Genomic DNA, 14921 nt, shown 5'->3' on the forward strand with positions numbered 1-14921 from the left:
CGGCGTCGGAGCCTCACGGCTCCGGCGCCGCTCGCGCGAAGTCGATCAGCCGCTGTTGGGCCTCCGCATAGGAGGTGGCCGTCGGGAGGTCGCGGCCGTCCCGCACCGCCGCCGCCACATCCACTGCCGCGTCGATCGCGACCCGGTAGGGCAGGGAGCCGGTGCTGACGCGCCGCACGCCCAGCTCGCCCAGGCGGTCGAGGGTCAGCCCGGGGACGACGAGCACGTTGAGGGGCAGCGGGATGGCCGCGGCCAGCTGCTCGATCGTCGCCGGGTCCGAGACGCCCGGCACGAAGATGCCGTCGGCCCCGGCGTCGGCGTACCGCTTCGCACGCTCGGCGACGGCGTCGACGGTCGCCTCCTCGTGAAACCAATAGGAGTCGACGCGGGCGTTCACGAACACCCCGGGCGCACTCCGCGAGATCGCCGCGATCTTGGCCGCGGAGATGGCGGGGTCGACGAGATGACCGCCGGCGGAGTCCTCCAGGTTCACGCCGGCGACGCCCAGGCCGGCGACGAGGTCCGCGACCTCCTCCGAGTCGTCGCTGAAGCCGTCCTCGATGTCCGCCGAGATGTACACCGGGAGTGCGGTGATCCGGGCGACAAGGGCGAGCGTCGCCTCCCGGCTCGCGCCCTCCGCGTCCGGGCGACCCGACGCAGCGTTCACGCCGAAGCTCGTCGTCCCGATCGCCGGGAAGCCCGCTGCGGCGAAGGCGATCGCCGACCCGACATCCCACGCATTCGGCAGAAGGAGCGGCCGGTCGCCGTCGTGGAGTTTGTGGAACGTCATCGGCTCCCCCTCATGGGACGCGCTGGAGAGCCCTACCGGCCCTCCCCATCACGGGGCGAGGATAGCCCGCTCGTGGCAGCGGCGGCCATCCCCTCCTGCGTAGCCGGGTGCTCTGCCGCCCACGACGCGAGCAGCCGGAGCTTCTGCGCCGACTCCGACCCGGGCTCCGCGGTGTAGACGAGCACGACATGAGAGGACCGCGACGACCCGACCATCGAGCAGCCGACGGACGCGGTCATTCGCGTCTCCGCCGCCTGCATCTGCGGCTCGGACCTGTGGCCCTACCGTGGGACGGACCCGCTGGACGGTCCGACGCCGATGGGCCACGAGTACGTCGGTGTGGTGGAGGAGATCGGCGACGCGGTGACCTCCGTGAAGGTCGGCGACGTCGTGGTCGGATCGTTCTTCGCCTCCGACGGCACCTGCGAGATCTGCCAGGCCGGCTACGAGTCGCACTGCGTCCACCGCGTCCCGATGGGATCGCTGGGCACGCAGGCGGAGCACCTGCGCGTCCCACTGGCCGACGGCACGCTCGTCGTCGTGCCGGGCGAACCCGACGACCGCCAGCTGCGCGGACTGCTCGCCGCCTCCGATGTGCTCGGCACGGGATGGTTCGCCGCCGTCGCCGCAGAGGCCGGGCCGGGCAAGACGGTCGCCGTGGTCGGTGACGGCGCGGTCGGGCTGCTCGGCATCCTCGCCGCCCGGCGGCTCGGTGCGGAGCGGGTCATCGCGATGAGCCGCCACGCCGATCGGCAGGCGCTGGCGCGCCGCTTCGGCGCGACCGACATCGTGGAGGAGCGCGGCGACGCGGGCGTCGAGCGCATCAAGGAGCTCACCGATGGCCTCGGCGCACACTCCACCATCGAGGCGGTCGGCACCCAGGAGTCGATGATGCAGGCCATCCGCGCCACGCGCGCCGGCGGCCACGTCGGCTACGTCGGCGTCTCGCATGACGTCGAGCTTCCCGGCCTGGAGCTGTTCTTCTCCGGTGTCCACCTGCACGGCGGACCGGCTCCCGTGCGGCGCTTCCTCCCGGAGCTGGTCGGGCTGATCATGGACGGTGAGATCGACCCCGGCGCGGTCTTCGACCTCACCCTCCCGCTCGAGGACGCCGCGGAGGGCTACCGGGCGATGGATGAGCGACGCGCCACCAAGGTCCTGCTCACCCTCTGAGCACGAGCGCCGAGGAAGGAACAATATGAACATCGAGCCACGGACCCCCACGGTGAAGAACCCGCCGGAGCAGTTCGCCGGCGACGTCTGGGTCGATCCGATCGCCGGGCCGCACGAGGCCGACCAGCGCATGACGGTCGCCCTCGTACGGTTCGCTCCGGGCGCCCGCACCGCGTGGCACAGCCACGCCCGCGGGCAGTACCTCCGGGTCACCGCCGGTGTCGCCCGGTTCGGCGACCGCGACGGCAACATCATCGAGGTGCATCCCGGCGACACCCTCTACACGCCGCCGGGCCAGGACCACTGGCACGCCGCCGCGCCGGGCTGCTTCATGGAGCACATCGCGATGCTGGAGTCGGCCGACGACCCGGCCGACACCACCACGTGGAAAGAGCACATCACCGACGACGAGTACGAGGGGCGGAGCGCATGAGCGACGAGACCACCGGCTGGACCGGCGGGCAGCGCGCCTTCGGCGACTTCGCCCCCGGCCTCGTGCACTACACCGACCGCGTGCTCTTCGACGAGGTGTGGGAGCGTCCGGAGCTCTCGAAGCGCGACCGCAGCCTCGTCACGGTGGCCGCCCTGCTGACCGGCGGCAACGTGGAGCAGCTGCGCTTCCACCTCGCCTTCGCGCGCGACAACGGTGTCACCGAGCAGGAGCTGATCGAGGCGATCACGCACCTCGCGTTCTACGCGGGCTGGCCGAAGGCGATGTCCGCCATGGCGATGGCCAAGGAGGTCTTCGGCGCGGCAGAGGGCTAATCTCGCAGCTTCCCGCCCGGCGGAGATCCGCCCGCTTCCGTCGGAGATCTCGGCGCTCTCGCCCTGAATCTCCATCCGCACCGCGGTGCGTCGGAGATTTGCGGCACTTTCTCCTACGTTGCACCCTCGGCGTTGCCGCGCGGTTTCTCCACAGTTCTCGGCGCCCCGGCGCGAGCCGGCGGCTCCGCTGCGAGGCTGCTTGCATGATCAACCAGCGAACGGGACTACTCCGCCACCCTCACGATCGTCTTGCCGTTCCGCGAGCCCGAGCCCGCGAACGAGGTGGGGGCGCCGTCCAGCTCGACCACGTCGCCGATGAAACTGTGCAACGTGCCCGCCCGCACGCGGGCGACCAGCTGCTCCAGTTCGACGCGGCTCGGCTCCACGACGAAGAACAGTGCCGTGATGTCCGGCCGCTCCGACGGGGGTGGAGCAGCGATCGTGACGAACCGGCCGCCCGGTCGCACCAGGCCCAACGATCGGGCCCCCACCTCGCCGCCGAGCACATCGACGACGAGGTCGACGGGCCATGCCGCAGCCAGCTCTTCCGTGTCGACGAACACGTGGGCGCCCGCCTCTGTCGCACGAGCGCGGTGCCCCGCCCGCCCGGCGCCGACGACGACCGCACCGGCCTCGCGCGCGAGCTGGACGACGAGCGACCCGACGCCGCCCGCGGCTCCGGTGACCAGCACCGTCTGTCCCGCCTGGATGCCGCCGTGCTGGAACAGCGCCTGCCAGGCGGTCAGACCAGAGATCGGGAGGCTCGCCGCGGTCACGAAGTCCACATCAGCCGGCAGCGGGGCCAGGTTCCTGGCCTCCACCGCGACCAACTCGGCCAGCGTGCCGTCACGCGCCCAGTCGGCCAGCCCGAACACGCGCTGACCCACGGTCAGGCCGGTCGTGCCGTACCCGAGTTCGGTCACGACGCCGGCGAGCTCGTGCCCGGGGATGGCCGGGGTGCGGTCGTGGCCGGCCCGGTCCGTCCAGGTGGCCGGCCACTCCAGCTCGCCCGGGGTGAACCCGGCGGCGTGCACGCGGACGATGACATCGTTCTCGGCCGCGTGCGGCGCCGGGCGTTCCTCCACTCTCATTCCCGCGACTCCAGCGGCGGGATCGCTGACGGTGATCGCCTTCATGCCGGAAGGTTACTGCCCCACCGACCGCCTCTTGTTGTAGACGTCGAAGGCGACCGCGGCAAGCAGCACCAGGCCCTTGATGAGCAGCTGGTAGTCGCTGTCGATGCCGAGGATCGACATGCCGTTGTTCAGGACGCCGATGATCAAACCACCGATGATGGCGCCGGTCACCGTGCCGATGCCGCCCGTGACCGCGGCGCCACCGATGAACACGGCGGAGATCGCGTCCAGCTCGAACCCGTTGCCCGCGCTGGGGCTCGCGAGGTTCAGGCCCGCGGTGAACACGAGACCCGCGACGGCCGACAGCACGCCCATGTTGACGAACAGCAGGAAGGTGACCCGCTTGGTCTTGACGCCGGAGAGGGCGGCAGCGGCCAGGTTGCCGCCGATCGCGTAGATGTGGCGGCCGAACACGGAGCGGTTCATGATCGCCGAGTAGCCGACGACCAGCACGGCCAGGATGATCAGCACGATCGGGGTGCCGTTGTAGCTGGCGAGCAGGACCGTCATCACGAGGACCAGGGCGATCAGGAAGACGAGCTTCACCACGAACCACCACAGCGGCTCGTCCTCGAGGTCGTACTTGCGGCGAACCGCGCGCTGGCGGAGAGACGACACGAGGATCGCGATGCTCGCGAGCAGGCCGAGGATCATCGTCAGCGGCTCGTAGCCCGTCGTACCGAACGCCGGAAGGAACCCCGAACCGATCGCCCGGAACTCTTTCGGGAAGAACGAGATCTGCTGGTTGCCCAGAGCGATCTGCGCCGCACCGCGGAATGCGAGCATGCCGGCCAGGGTGACGATGAACGCCGGGATGCCGAAGTAGGCGATCCAGAAGCCCTGCCACGCTCCGACCAGGGCGCCGAGCACCAGGCAGAACACGATCGCGAGCGGCCACGGCAGATGCCATTCGGAGATGAACACACCCGCCATCGCTCCGATGAACGCCACGACGCTTCCCACCGACAGGTCGATGTGGCCGGCGATGATGACCATCACCATGCCGATCGCGAGGATGAGGATGTAGCTGTTCTGCACGATCAGGTTCGACACGTTGATCGGCGCGAGGGTGATGCCTCCTGTCGCGATCTGGAAGAAGATCACGATGGCGATCAGGGTGATGAAGAGCCCGATCTGACGCAGCTGACTGGTCAGGTAGCTGAGGGCTTTCGTGAGCGATTTCATGCGGTGTTCTTCTCGCGTTCCTGGGTCATGAATTGCATGAGGTATTCGGCGGTTGCCTTCTCGCGCGGGACATCGGCGGTGATCCGGCCCTCGCTCAGGGTGTAGATGCGGTCGCAGATGCCGAGCAGCTCGGGCAGTTCGGAGGAGATGACGATGATGCCCTTCCCCTGGTCCGCGAGCCGGTCGATGATCGTGTAGATCTCGTACTTCGCGCCGACGTCGATGCCGCGGGTGGGCTCGTCGAGGATGAGCACATCCGGGTCGGCGTACATCCACTTCGACAGCACGACCTTCTGCTGGTTGCCGCCGGAGAGCTTCCCGGTGAGCGTCAGCACGTTCGGCGTCTTGATGTTCATCGTCCGGCGGTACTCCTCCGCCACCAGCGACTCCCGCTGGTCGTTGACGAACTTGAACCAGTTGACGAGCTTGTCGAGCGCGGCGATGGAGATGTTGCGCTGGATGTTGTCGATCAGGTTGAGCCCGAAGTGCTTGCGGTCCTCGGTCGAGTAGGCGATGCCGTTCGCGATCGCCTTCGACACCGTGCTGACGGAGATCTGCTGCCCGCGCTTGTAGACGCGTCCGCTGATCCCGACCCCGTAGCTGCGGCCGAAGATGCTCATCGCGAGCTCGGTCCGTCCGGCACCCATCAGTCCCGCGATGCCGACGATCTCGCCGGCGCGCACGTGGAAGCTGACGTTGTCCACGACCGTGCGGGTGCGGTCGAGCGGGTGATGGACGGTCCAATCCTCGACCCGCAGCAGCTCCTCGCCGATGTGGGGGACGTGGTCGGGGAAGCGGCTCGCCACATCCCGGCCCACCATCCCCTTGATGATGCGCTCCTCGCTGGTGCCCTCCGTGCCCATCTCGAGCGTCTCGATCGTGCGGCCGTCGCGGATGATCGTCACCCGGTCGGCGATCGCCTTGATCTCGTTGAGCTTGTGACTGATGATGATCGCCGTGATCCCGTGCGACTGGAGCTGACGGATCAGGTCGAGGAGGTGCGCGGAGTCCTCGTCGTTCAACGCGGCCGTCGGCTCGTCGAGGATGAGGATCTTCACCTCCTTCGACAGCGCCTTGGCGATCTCGACCAGCTGCTGCTTGCCGACGCCGATGTCCTTGATCTTGGTGATCGGGTTGTCGTGGAGACCGACCCGGGCGAGCAGCTTGGCCGCCTCCAGGTTCGTCTCGTTCCAGTCGATGAACCCGCGCTTCTGCCGCTCGTTGCCGAGATAGATGTTCTCGGCGATCGACAGGTACGGCGACAGCGCCAGCTCCTGGTGGATGATGACGATGCCGGCCGCTTCGGAGTCGTTGATCGACCGGAACTCGACCGGTTCGCCGTTCATGACGATCTCGCCCTCGAAGGTCCCGTGCGGGTACACCCCCGACAGCACCTTCATGAGCGTGGACTTGCCTGCGCCGTTCTCGCCGCAGATCGCGTGGACGGATCCCTCCTCGACGCTGATCGAGACATCCTGCAGCGCCTTGACGCCGGGGAAGGACTTCGAGATGTTTCGCATCTCGAGAATCGTGTTGGCCATGGTCTCCCTTGCTTGGCGAATGTGGCCCGGGCCGGCGGCGTTGTCACCGACCGGCCCGGACCGTCAGGCCGGACCTACTGAAGGTCGGACTCTTTGTAGTAACCGCTGTCGACCAGGATCTCCTTGTAGTTCTCCTTGGTGACGACGACCGGCTGGAACAGGTAGCTCGGGACGACCTTGACCTTGTTGTCGTAGCTCTTGGTGTCGTTCACCTCGGGCTTCTTGCCGGAGAGCAGGTCGTTCGCCATCTTGGCGGCCTCGTTCGCCAGCTTGCGGGTGTCCTTGTAGATCGTCGAGTACTGCGTCCCCGCGATGATCTGCTTCACACTGGCGACCTCGGCGTCCTGACCGGTGATGATCGGGAGCTTCTTGCCGCCCGACCCGTAGCCGGCGCCCTCGAGCGCGCTCAGGATGCCGTCGGAGAGTCCGTCGTACGGCGAGAGCACGCCCTGCACCGCGGTGCCGGTGGAGTACGACTTGGCGATGAGGTCCTGCATGCGCGCCTTGGCCGTCGCCGGGTCCCAGCGCAGGATGGCGACCTGGTTGAAGTTGGTCTGCCCGCTCTTGACGACCAGGGTGCCGTCGGCGATGTACGGCTTCAGGGTGTCCATCGCACCGTTGTAGAAGAAGGTCGCGTTGTTGTCGTCGGGGCTTCCGGCGAAGACCTCGATGTTGAACGGGCCCTTCTGGCCGGTCGGCTTGCCGTCCTTGTCGATGACGCCGAGTCCGGTGAGAAGCGAGTTGGCCTGGTAGACGCCGACCTTGTAGTTGTCGAACGACACGTAGTAGTCGACGTTCTTGTCACCGGTGAGCAGTCGGTCGTAGGAGATGACCTTGATGCCCGCCTTGGCGGCCGCGTCGAGCTGGTCGGTGAGCGATCCACCGTCGATGGAGGCGATGATGAGCACCTTGGCGCCCTTGGTGATCATCGTGTTGACCTGCTGCACCTGGGTCGGGATGTCGTTGTTGGCGTACTCGAGGTCGACCTTGTAGCCGTTCTTCTGCAGGTCCGACTTGACCGCATTGCCGTCCGCGATCCAGCGCTCGGACACCTTCGTCGGCATCGCGACGCCGACCAGCGCGCCCTTGTTGTCGGTGCTCGACCCTGTTCCGCCGCCGCGGCCTCCGGTGCACGCGGCGAGCGCGACGGCGATGCCGAGCGCGGCCGCAGCGAGTGCGACTTTCCTGAACTTCACTGTGATTCCTTTCGAGCGGTGAGGCGACCCGTGCGCCCACTGCGCACGAGCTCGCCGAGCTCGGAACTGTCACGCGCCCCCGTCGCAGCGTGCGACCGGGAGCTGCAGGAACGGCCGCTGCTGTGCGGTCCGATTACTGCTGTCATGTGCGACTCCCTCGTCGTATGCTGGTCCGTACGCGATATATGTGACCGGTCCCAGAACGGGTTAGACGTTATGACCTGAGCCGGGCGTCAGTCAAGTGGTCCGCGAAAAAATATGATGGAAAACGTTCACCGAGCGTGGCAGCGCTGCCGCTCTCGCCGACGAGACAGGATGCATGGACAAGCACCCACCCGACGAGCAGCGCGCGCTCTCCATCCGGGACATCGCCCGGCTGGCCGGTGTGTCGCGCCAGACGGTCTCGCGGGTGCTCAACGGCGAGCGCTACATCAAGCCGTCGACCGAAGCGCAGGTGCGAAAGGTCATCGAGGAGCACTCCTGGCGGCCGAACAGCGCCGCGCGGGCCCTGGCGACATCCCGCTCGAAGACGATCGGGCTGTTGGTCTCCGCCCGGTCGCACTACGGACCGTTCAGCGCGGCCGCGGCGATCGACGAGGCGGCCCGCGCTCGCGGCTACGCCATCCTCTCGGCCACCCTCGCCCGTGAAGACGATGCGGCCATCTCGGAGGCGCTCGATGCGTTCTCGGCGCAGGGGGTGGATGGCGTGGTCGTGATCGCGCCGCAGCAGCGCGCCCACGAGGCTCTGCAGCGGGTGGCAGTGCGCGTGCCGTTCGTGAGCATGCACTGGAAGGACGACAGCGACGGCCGGGTGGCGGCCTTCGACCAGGAAGCCGGCGCGCGTCTGGCTACACGGCACCTGATCGAACTCGGGCACACGCGCATCCGGCACCTCGCGGGCCCGCAGGACTGGAACGAGGCGGAGGATCGCATGAACGGCTTCCTCGCCGAGCTCTCCGACCACGATCTGCCGGCGACCGCGCCGGTCCTGGGCGACTGGACGGCCGACCTGGGCTATGAGGTCGGTCTCAAGCTGCTCGACCATCCCGACTTCACCGCGGTGTTCGCCTCCAACGACCAGATGGCGCTCGGCCTCATGCACGCCGCCGCCGACCTCGGGCTCTCCATCCCGGGCGACCTCAGCATCGTCGGTTTCGACGACATCCCGGAGGCGAAGCACTTCGCGCCGCCGTTGACCACGATCCGGCAGGACTTCGCCTGGCTCGGGGCGCACGCGATCGACGTGTTGATCACCCAGCTCGAAGGAGGGGACCCGACGGCGATCGCGGCGGAGTACCCGATCCCCCAACTGGTGGTCCGGCAAAGCACCGCGCCGCCCCGCGTGCCCGGCTGACGCGGAATCGGCGTAGCGTAGCGGGAGTGCGAGAGTTCGTAGCGCCGCCGACGGCGCAGGCGGGTGCGCCCGCAGGTGCGCCCAATCATCCGCGCGCGCTGGCCGCCGCAGCGCTGGCGGCTCTGGGCGTCGTGTTCGGCGACATCGGCACCAGCCCGCTGTACGCATTGAAGACGGTGTTCCTCCTCGACGGAGGTGCCGTACGGCCGAATCAGGATGACGTCTTCGGCGTGATCTCGCTGATGTTCTGGAGCATCACGATCATCGTCTCGATCAAGTACCTGGGCATCCTGATGCGCGCCGACAACGACGGCGAAGGCGGCGTGATGGCACTGGCCGCCTTGGCGCAGCGGCTCTACGCGAGCCGGGCGGGCAAAGCCGGGATCCTGCTCGTGATCGGCATCGTCGGGGTCTCGCTGTTCTACGGCGACTCGATCATCACGCCGGCGATCTCGGTGCTGTCGGCCGTTGAAGGTCTGCACGTCACCATCCCCGCGATCTCGCACCTGGTCATCCCGATCGCCGCGGTGATCATCGTCGTGCTGTTCGCGGTGCAGCGGTACGGGACCGGCAAGGTCGGCGTGCTGTTCGGGCCGGTCATGGTGCTCTGGTTCATCGTGATGGCGGTGGCCGGCGTCGTGATGGTGGTGCAGTATCCGGCCGTCCTCCTCGGGCTGTCGCCCACCTACGCCGTCGTCTTCATCGTCTCCCACCCGACCATCTCGTTCATCGCCCTGGGGGCGGTGGTGCTCGTGATCACCGGCGCGGAAGCCCTCTACGCCGACATGGGCCATTTCGGCCGCTCCCCCATCCGCCGGGCCTGGTTCGTGCTCGTCTTCCCCGCGCTGACGCTCAACTACCTGGGACAGGCCGCGCTGATCCTGCACGACCCCGCCGCGCGAAGCAACCCGTTCTTCCTGCTCTTCCCCGAGTGGAGCAGGCTGCCCGTCGTCATCCTGGCCACGGCCGCCACCGTGATCGCGAGCCAGGCCGTCATCTCGGGCGCCTACTCGCTGTCGCGGCAGGCCGTCCAGCTCGGACTGCTGCCGCCGCTCACGATCCGGCAGACGTCGGAGCGCGAAGGCGGGCAGATCTACCTGCCGGCGGTCAACATCCTGCTGTTCCTCGGCGTGATGGCGGTCATGCTCGCCTTCGGGTCGTCCGACCGGCTGTCCACCGCGTACGGCATCTCGGTGACTGGAGCCCTGGTCGTCGACACCCTGCTGCTGCTCTTGGTCGCCCGGCCGTTGTGGAACTGGGCGCCCTGGAAGATCGTGCTCGCCGCCGTCGCGTTCGGCGGTCTCGAGCTCGCGTTCCTCGCCGGCAACCTCTCGAAGATCATCAACGGCGGGTGGGTGCCGCTGCTCATCGCGGCGGCCGTCATCCTGGTCATGACGACGTGGCGTCGCGGACGCCAGCTGGTGCAGCAGGACCGCAAGCGCAAGGAGGGGTCGCTCTCCGAGTTCATCGACAACCTGCGGGAGCAGAACCTGCCCCGGGTTCCCGGCGTCGCCGTCTTCCCGCACCCCAACAAGGACACGACCCCGCTTGCTCTGCGGGCGAACGTCAAGCACAACCACGTCCTGCATGAGCACGTGATCATCGTCTCGATCAGCACCGCGCAGGTGCCGCACGTGCCGACCTCGGAGGCGTTCACGTACGACGACCTCGGGTACGCCGACGACGGCATCGAGCACCTCAGCATCCGGTTCGGCTTCTCGGACAAGCCGGACATCCCCCGCGCGCTGCGTGCCGCCTGCCGGGCGGGGGCACTGCCCCTCGATCCCTCCGACTTCCCGCGTGCGTCGTACTTCATCTCGCGCGGCGCCATCCGCACCACGCGGACGAAGGGCATGGTGCCGTGGCGGCGGTCGCTGTTCGTGGCGCTGGCGCACAACGCCGCCGATCCTGCCGCCCGTTTCGGCCTGCCGCCGCTCCGGACGGTGACGATGGGCAGCGACGTCGAGATCTGAGCCGCGATTCGTGCCGAATGTGCGCTTCGCGCCCGCGAAAGCGCACATTCGGCAGGAATGTGCGGGCGGTGTTACGCCGCGGCCACGGAACGCGACTCGGCGAGACCCTGCGCCAGCGGCGTGGTCGGGTGGCCGATCAGGTCGGCCAGCGTGCTGCGGGCGTCGGCGAGCTCGCCGTCGCGGATGTTGCCGTCGAGCGCGACGACGAAGCCGGCCGTGCCCTCGTCGAGTCCCGCCTCCGTGAGGATGCGCGTGTGCTCCTCCGGCGAGACCGACCGGTAGACGACGTCGCGGCCCACCAGCTCACCGAGGACGGATGCCAGCTCGTTGAACGTCCACGCGGTGTCGCCGCTCAGCTCGTAGACCGCATCCTCGTGGCCGGGGGTCGTCAGCACGACGGCGGCGGCCTCGGCGTAGTCCTTGCGGGAGGCACTTGCCACCCGTCCGTCGCCGGCGCTGCCGACGATCTCTCCGGTCGCGGCCGCCTGGTCGATGAGGCCGGTGTAGTTCTCGGTGTACCAGTTGTTGCGGAGGATCGTCACGGGCAGCGACGACGCGGTGAGGAGCTCCTCGGTCACCTTGTGCTCCGGCGCCAGCACGAGCGCTCCATCCGTCGCGTGCGGTGCGCTCGTGTAGACGAGTCGGCCGACACCCGCGGCCTCGGCGGCCTCGATGGCGTTGCGGTGCTGCTGCACCCGCTTGCCCACCTCGGAACCGGAGACCAACAGGACGGCGTCCGCTCCGGCGAAGGCTTCCGTGAGCGTCTCGGGCTTCTCGAAGTCGATGACGGCGGTCTGGACGCCCAGCGCGGCGAGCGGAGCGAGCCGCTCGGCGGAACGGCCGGCCGCGCGGATGGCGGAGGCGGTGACGCCGCGGGCGAGGAGGGAGTCGACGGTGAGACGGCCGAGGTGGCCGGTGGCGCCGGTGACGACGATGGTCATGATGGGGTTCCTTTCGATCGGACATCGGAGGCAACCCCTCCCCTCGCCCATTACTTCCCTGTCGCAGGTACCCACTTTTTGGTAAGTTACTGACGTGGACACCAGTCTTGCGTCACTCAACGGCTTCGGCTTCACCGACGGGGTGCTCCCGTCGGCGTGCCCGACCCGGATCGTCCTCAACCACGTCACCAGCACCTGGGGTGTGCTGGTGCTCGTGGCGCTCTCGCAGAGCGACCTCCGCTGGGGCGAGCTGCGCCGCACGGTCCAGGGCATCAGCGAGAAGATGCTGGCGCAGACGCTCCGCACCCTGGAGGCCGACGGCTTCGTGCTCCGTACGGCTCAGCCGACCATCCCGCCGCGGGTGGACTACAGCCTCACCGCCCGCGGGCACGAGCTGACCGAGCACCTGCTGCCCCTGATGTCGTGGATCGCGGCGAACGCCGACGACATCCTCGCCGACGAGGAAGCCGAGCAGCCACAGCAGGCCTGATCCCGGCCGCTCTCGGTACCGTCAGCGGGCGCGCAGCCGCTGCGTGATGAACAACGCTGCCCGGTCGACGGCTTCGTCCGCCTCATCGAGCATCCCCACGAAGGCCGGGAACACGTGGGGGACGTCCGCGACCACATCGAGGATCACGTCGACGTCCGCCTCCCGCGCCCGGTCGGCGAGCCGCACGGAGTCGTCGAGCAGCAGCTCGTTGGTGCCGACCTGCAGCAGCATCGGCGGGAACCCGCTCAGGTCGCCGAGGACCGCCGGGGCGAGCAGCGGCTGATGCGGATCCTGACCGTCGAGGTAGAGCTCGCCGGTGCGACTCATCCCTTCGGCGGTGAAGAAGGGATCGGTCCCCTCCTTCGTCGTCATCGACTCGCCGGAGCGCGTGTGGTCGAGCCCTGGCGAGAAGGCGACGATGCCCGCGGGGACCGGGAGACCCGCATCCCGCGCCGCGAGGGTCGTCGTGACCGCCAGCCCTCCGCCCGCAGAGTCGCCGGCGAGCACGATCGACGCGGCGTCGGTGCCGTCGTCCAGCAGGGCCCGGTAGGCGGCCAGACAGTCGTCGATCGCGGCGGGGAAGGGGTGTTCGGGTGCGAGCCGGTAGTCGAGCGAGAGCGCCCGCACCCCGGTCCGCTCGACCAGATGCGCCGTCAGAGCCATCGCCGTCTCGGGCGAACCGAGCGAGAACGAGCCTCCGTGGAAGTAGAGGATCGTGCCGGGGCGCCGGTCGGTGGACGGCTCCACGAGAACCGCCGGTCGGCCGGCCACCTCGGTAGGGGTCTGGCGGACGGAGGAGGGGATGGGGAACTGGCTCATCAGCCGGGCGAAGCCCTCTCGCATGCTCTTGACCGAGACCGGTCCGTCCGGCTGCGGCGCCTCGCGCAGCTGCCGGTCGAGTGCTCGTCGCTGTTCCCTGCTCATGTTCTCTCCTCGTCTCCGATTACTTGCCGCGGCAAGTATCTCGTAGACTGTATGCCGTGGCAACTAAAAGTGCAACCGACGGCCTCGTCCGGCTGTTCGACGACCTGGTCCGGTGCGAGACGCGGCTGTACAACGCGATCGGCGAGACACTGCGCCGAGAGCACGGCATCGCCACCTCGCAATACGAGTTCCTCCGCTACTTCCGCGACCACCCCGGCTCCCGCATCGCGGATGTCGCCACGAACTTCGCCGCGGGGATCGGCGCGATCAGCAAAGGTGTCGACCGGCTCGAAGCCCGCGGCTGGGTCACCCGCCATCCGAATCCCGCAGACGGCCGCTCCTCCCTGGTCAGCCTCACACCCGCGGGCGCGGACCTCGTCGCCGAAGCCGAGAGCACGTTCCGCGAGCGCCTCGCCGAACTCGTGTCCCCCGTGGTGACGCCGTCGGACATCGATGCGATGGGCCCGCCCCTCGCGCGGCTGCGCACCGCGCTGGAGAGCAGCCGAGCCGGACTGCCCGTCGGCTAGGCGGCCCCGTCTCCCGCTAGGGTGACCCCGTGACCAGCCAGAGCCTCGACCACCTGCGCACGTTCGTGACGGTGTGGCGGACCGGCTCGCTGACGGGCGCCGCCGACCTGCTGGGCATTTCGCAGCCGACCGTCTCCGCGCACATCCATGCGCTGGAGCGGTCACTCGGGTACGCCGTGTTCACCCGAGGGCCGGCCGGCGTCTCGGCCACGCCCAAAGGCACCGAGTTGGCCCGCGAGGTGGCCGCGCATCTCGATGCGATCGAGGATGCCACCGCCGGTCCGGGCGCGCCCGCTCCGCTGCGCCGATCGGTGCACATCGGCGGCGCTGCCGACATCCTCTCGCTCCTCGTCCTGCCGCGCATCGCCGAGGCTCGGGACGAGGTTGATGCGACCCTGCGGTTCGTGTTCGGCCTCGCCGACGACCTGCTCGACCAGCTGGCCGCCCGATCCCTCGACATCGTCGTGAGCGCGGTGCCCCCGCGCCGCCGCGGCATCACCAGCGTTCCCGTGTACGACGAGGAGTTCGTGCTCGTGGCCGCGCCGCGCTGGACGGGCGCGATCCTCGACGAGGTGCCCGTGGTCGCCTACGCCGAGAACCTGCCGATCATCCGGCGCTACTGGCGCAGCGAGTTCGGGAAGCGGCCGGAACCCGCGACGATCGCGGCGATCATCCCGGATCTCCGTGGCATCCGCTCGGCCGTGCTCGCCGGCGCCGGCCTCTCCGTCCTCCCCCGCTACCTCGTGGAGGGCGATCTGGCCGAGGGCGCGCTGGTCGCCCTCCACTCCCCCGAGGTACCGCCGCTCAACACGCTGTACCTGGCGACGCGCGGTCGCGAATGGGAGCGGGATGCGCAGCTGGGCGCCGCGGCGGAGTTCCTCCGCCGCTGTCTGCGCTGACCGTCCCAAGATTTCCGATGCCCGGGT

General features: G+C 68.9%; 16 protein-coding genes. 8 read left to right on the forward strand and 8 right to left on the reverse strand.

Annotated features, from left to right (window positions below; translation table 11 throughout):
• Nucleotides 1-13 precede the first annotated feature (13 nt).
• Nucleotides 14-790: an isocitrate lyase/phosphoenolpyruvate mutase family protein gene (locus ACF1AJ_RS10310; RefSeq protein ID WP_391507228.1), complete on the reverse strand. Its 777-nt coding sequence runs from the start codon at nucleotides 788-790 to the stop codon at nucleotides 14-16.
• A gap of 32 nt (nucleotides 791-822) precedes the next feature.
• Nucleotides 823-1029: a hypothetical protein gene (locus tag ACF1AJ_RS10315; RefSeq protein ID WP_391507229.1), complete on the reverse strand. Its 207-nt coding sequence runs from the start codon at nucleotides 1027-1029 to the stop codon at nucleotides 823-825.
• Between ACF1AJ_RS10315 and ACF1AJ_RS10320 the strand changes: the two genes are divergently transcribed.
• From ACF1AJ_RS10320 to ACF1AJ_RS10330, 3 genes are read left to right on the forward strand one after another with little or no spacing between them, the layout of a single operon-like run.
• Nucleotides 1004-1963, forward strand: coding sequence for a zinc-dependent alcohol dehydrogenase family protein (locus ACF1AJ_RS10320; protein ID WP_391507465.1), 960 nt, complete (start codon nucleotides 1004-1006; stop codon nucleotides 1961-1963). The two genes, ACF1AJ_RS10315 and ACF1AJ_RS10320, sit on opposite strands and share 26 nt — an antisense overlap.
• Before the next feature lie 25 nt (nucleotides 1964-1988).
• On the forward strand, nucleotides 1989-2396 hold the full coding sequence (locus tag ACF1AJ_RS10325; protein ID WP_391507230.1) for a cupin domain-containing protein: 408 nt from the start codon (nucleotides 1989-1991) through the stop codon (nucleotides 2394-2396).
• Entirely contained in the window at nucleotides 2393-2728 is a 336-nt protein-coding gene (locus tag ACF1AJ_RS10330) for a carboxymuconolactone decarboxylase family protein (protein ID WP_391507231.1), read from the forward strand. The genes ACF1AJ_RS10325 and ACF1AJ_RS10330 overlap by 4 nt, the downstream gene beginning before the upstream one ends.
• Nucleotides 2729-2952: 224 nt before the next feature.
• On the opposite strand, the gene ACF1AJ_RS10335 is transcribed toward ACF1AJ_RS10330, so the two are convergent.
• From ACF1AJ_RS10335 to chvE, 4 genes are all read right to left on the reverse strand, one after another.
• Nucleotides 2953-3864, reverse strand: a complete 912-nt coding sequence (locus ACF1AJ_RS10335) for an NADP-dependent oxidoreductase (RefSeq protein ID WP_391507232.1) — start codon at nucleotides 3862-3864, stop codon at nucleotides 2953-2955.
• 9 nt (nucleotides 3865-3873) lie between these two features.
• A complete protein-coding gene (gene mmsB, locus ACF1AJ_RS10340; protein WP_354478818.1) occupies nucleotides 3874-5049 on the reverse strand; it encodes a multiple monosaccharide ABC transporter permease in 1176 nt (391 codons plus the stop codon).
• A complete protein-coding gene (mmsA, locus tag ACF1AJ_RS10345; RefSeq protein ID WP_089880585.1) occupies nucleotides 5046-6590 on the reverse strand; it encodes a multiple monosaccharide ABC transporter ATP-binding protein in 1545 nt (514 codons plus the stop codon). The genes mmsB and mmsA overlap by 4 nt, the downstream gene beginning before the upstream one ends.
• Nucleotides 6591-6664: 74 nt before the next feature.
• Nucleotides 6665-7786, reverse strand: a complete 1122-nt coding sequence (gene chvE, locus ACF1AJ_RS10350) for a multiple monosaccharide ABC transporter substrate-binding protein (RefSeq protein ID WP_309856392.1) — start codon at nucleotides 7784-7786, stop codon at nucleotides 6665-6667.
• Nucleotides 7787-8105: 319 nt separating this feature from the next.
• Here chvE and ACF1AJ_RS10355 point away from each other — a divergent pair, with 319 nt between their 5' ends.
• Nucleotides 8106-9140 carry a LacI family DNA-binding transcriptional regulator gene (locus ACF1AJ_RS10355; protein WP_309856391.1) on the forward strand — a complete coding sequence of 345 codons (1035 nt, stop codon included), beginning with the start codon at nucleotides 8106-8108 and terminating at the stop codon, nucleotides 9138-9140.
• Nucleotides 9141-9166: 26 nt separating this feature from the next.
• A complete protein-coding gene (locus ACF1AJ_RS10360) occupies nucleotides 9167-11113 on the forward strand; it encodes a potassium transporter Kup (protein WP_391507233.1) in 1947 nt (648 codons plus the stop codon).
• 71 nt (nucleotides 11114-11184) lie between these two features.
• Here ACF1AJ_RS10360 and ACF1AJ_RS10365 read toward each other — a convergent pair whose 3' ends face one another.
• Nucleotides 11185-12054: an SDR family oxidoreductase gene (locus ACF1AJ_RS10365; RefSeq protein WP_391507234.1), complete on the reverse strand. Its 870-nt coding sequence runs from the start codon at nucleotides 12052-12054 to the stop codon at nucleotides 11185-11187.
• A 94-nt stretch (nucleotides 12055-12148) separates the two neighbouring features.
• On the opposite strand from ACF1AJ_RS10365, the gene ACF1AJ_RS10370 reads away from it, so the two are divergent.
• The gene (locus ACF1AJ_RS10370; protein WP_089880576.1) at nucleotides 12149-12544 is read left to right on the forward strand and encodes a helix-turn-helix domain-containing protein; all 396 of its coding nucleotides are present in this window, start codon (nucleotides 12149-12151) and stop codon (nucleotides 12542-12544) included.
• Between the two features lie 21 nt (nucleotides 12545-12565).
• Here ACF1AJ_RS10370 and ACF1AJ_RS10375 read toward each other — a convergent pair whose 3' ends face one another.
• Complete coding sequence (locus ACF1AJ_RS10375) at nucleotides 12566-13468, reverse strand: alpha/beta hydrolase (protein WP_391507235.1); 903 nt, start codon at nucleotides 13466-13468, stop codon at nucleotides 12566-12568.
• 56 nt (nucleotides 13469-13524) lie between these two features.
• Here ACF1AJ_RS10375 and ACF1AJ_RS10380 point away from each other — a divergent pair, with 56 nt between their 5' ends.
• Together ACF1AJ_RS10380 and ACF1AJ_RS10385 are read left to right on the forward strand one after the other, a co-directional pair.
• Nucleotides 13525-13995 (forward strand): MarR family winged helix-turn-helix transcriptional regulator, encoded by a 471-nt coding sequence (locus ACF1AJ_RS10380; RefSeq protein WP_391507236.1) that lies wholly within the window; start codon nucleotides 13525-13527, stop codon nucleotides 13993-13995.
• 29 nt (nucleotides 13996-14024) lie between these two features.
• The gene (locus ACF1AJ_RS10385) at nucleotides 14025-14894 is read left to right on the forward strand and encodes a LysR family transcriptional regulator (protein ID WP_391507237.1); all 870 of its coding nucleotides are present in this window, start codon (nucleotides 14025-14027) and stop codon (nucleotides 14892-14894) included.
• Nucleotides 14895-14921: the final 27 nt, after the last annotated feature.

Origin of the sequence: Leifsonia sp. NPDC014704 (assembly GCF_043083605.1) — a bacterium.
Lineage (GTDB): Bacteria > Actinomycetota > Actinomycetes > Actinomycetales > Microbacteriaceae > Leifsonia.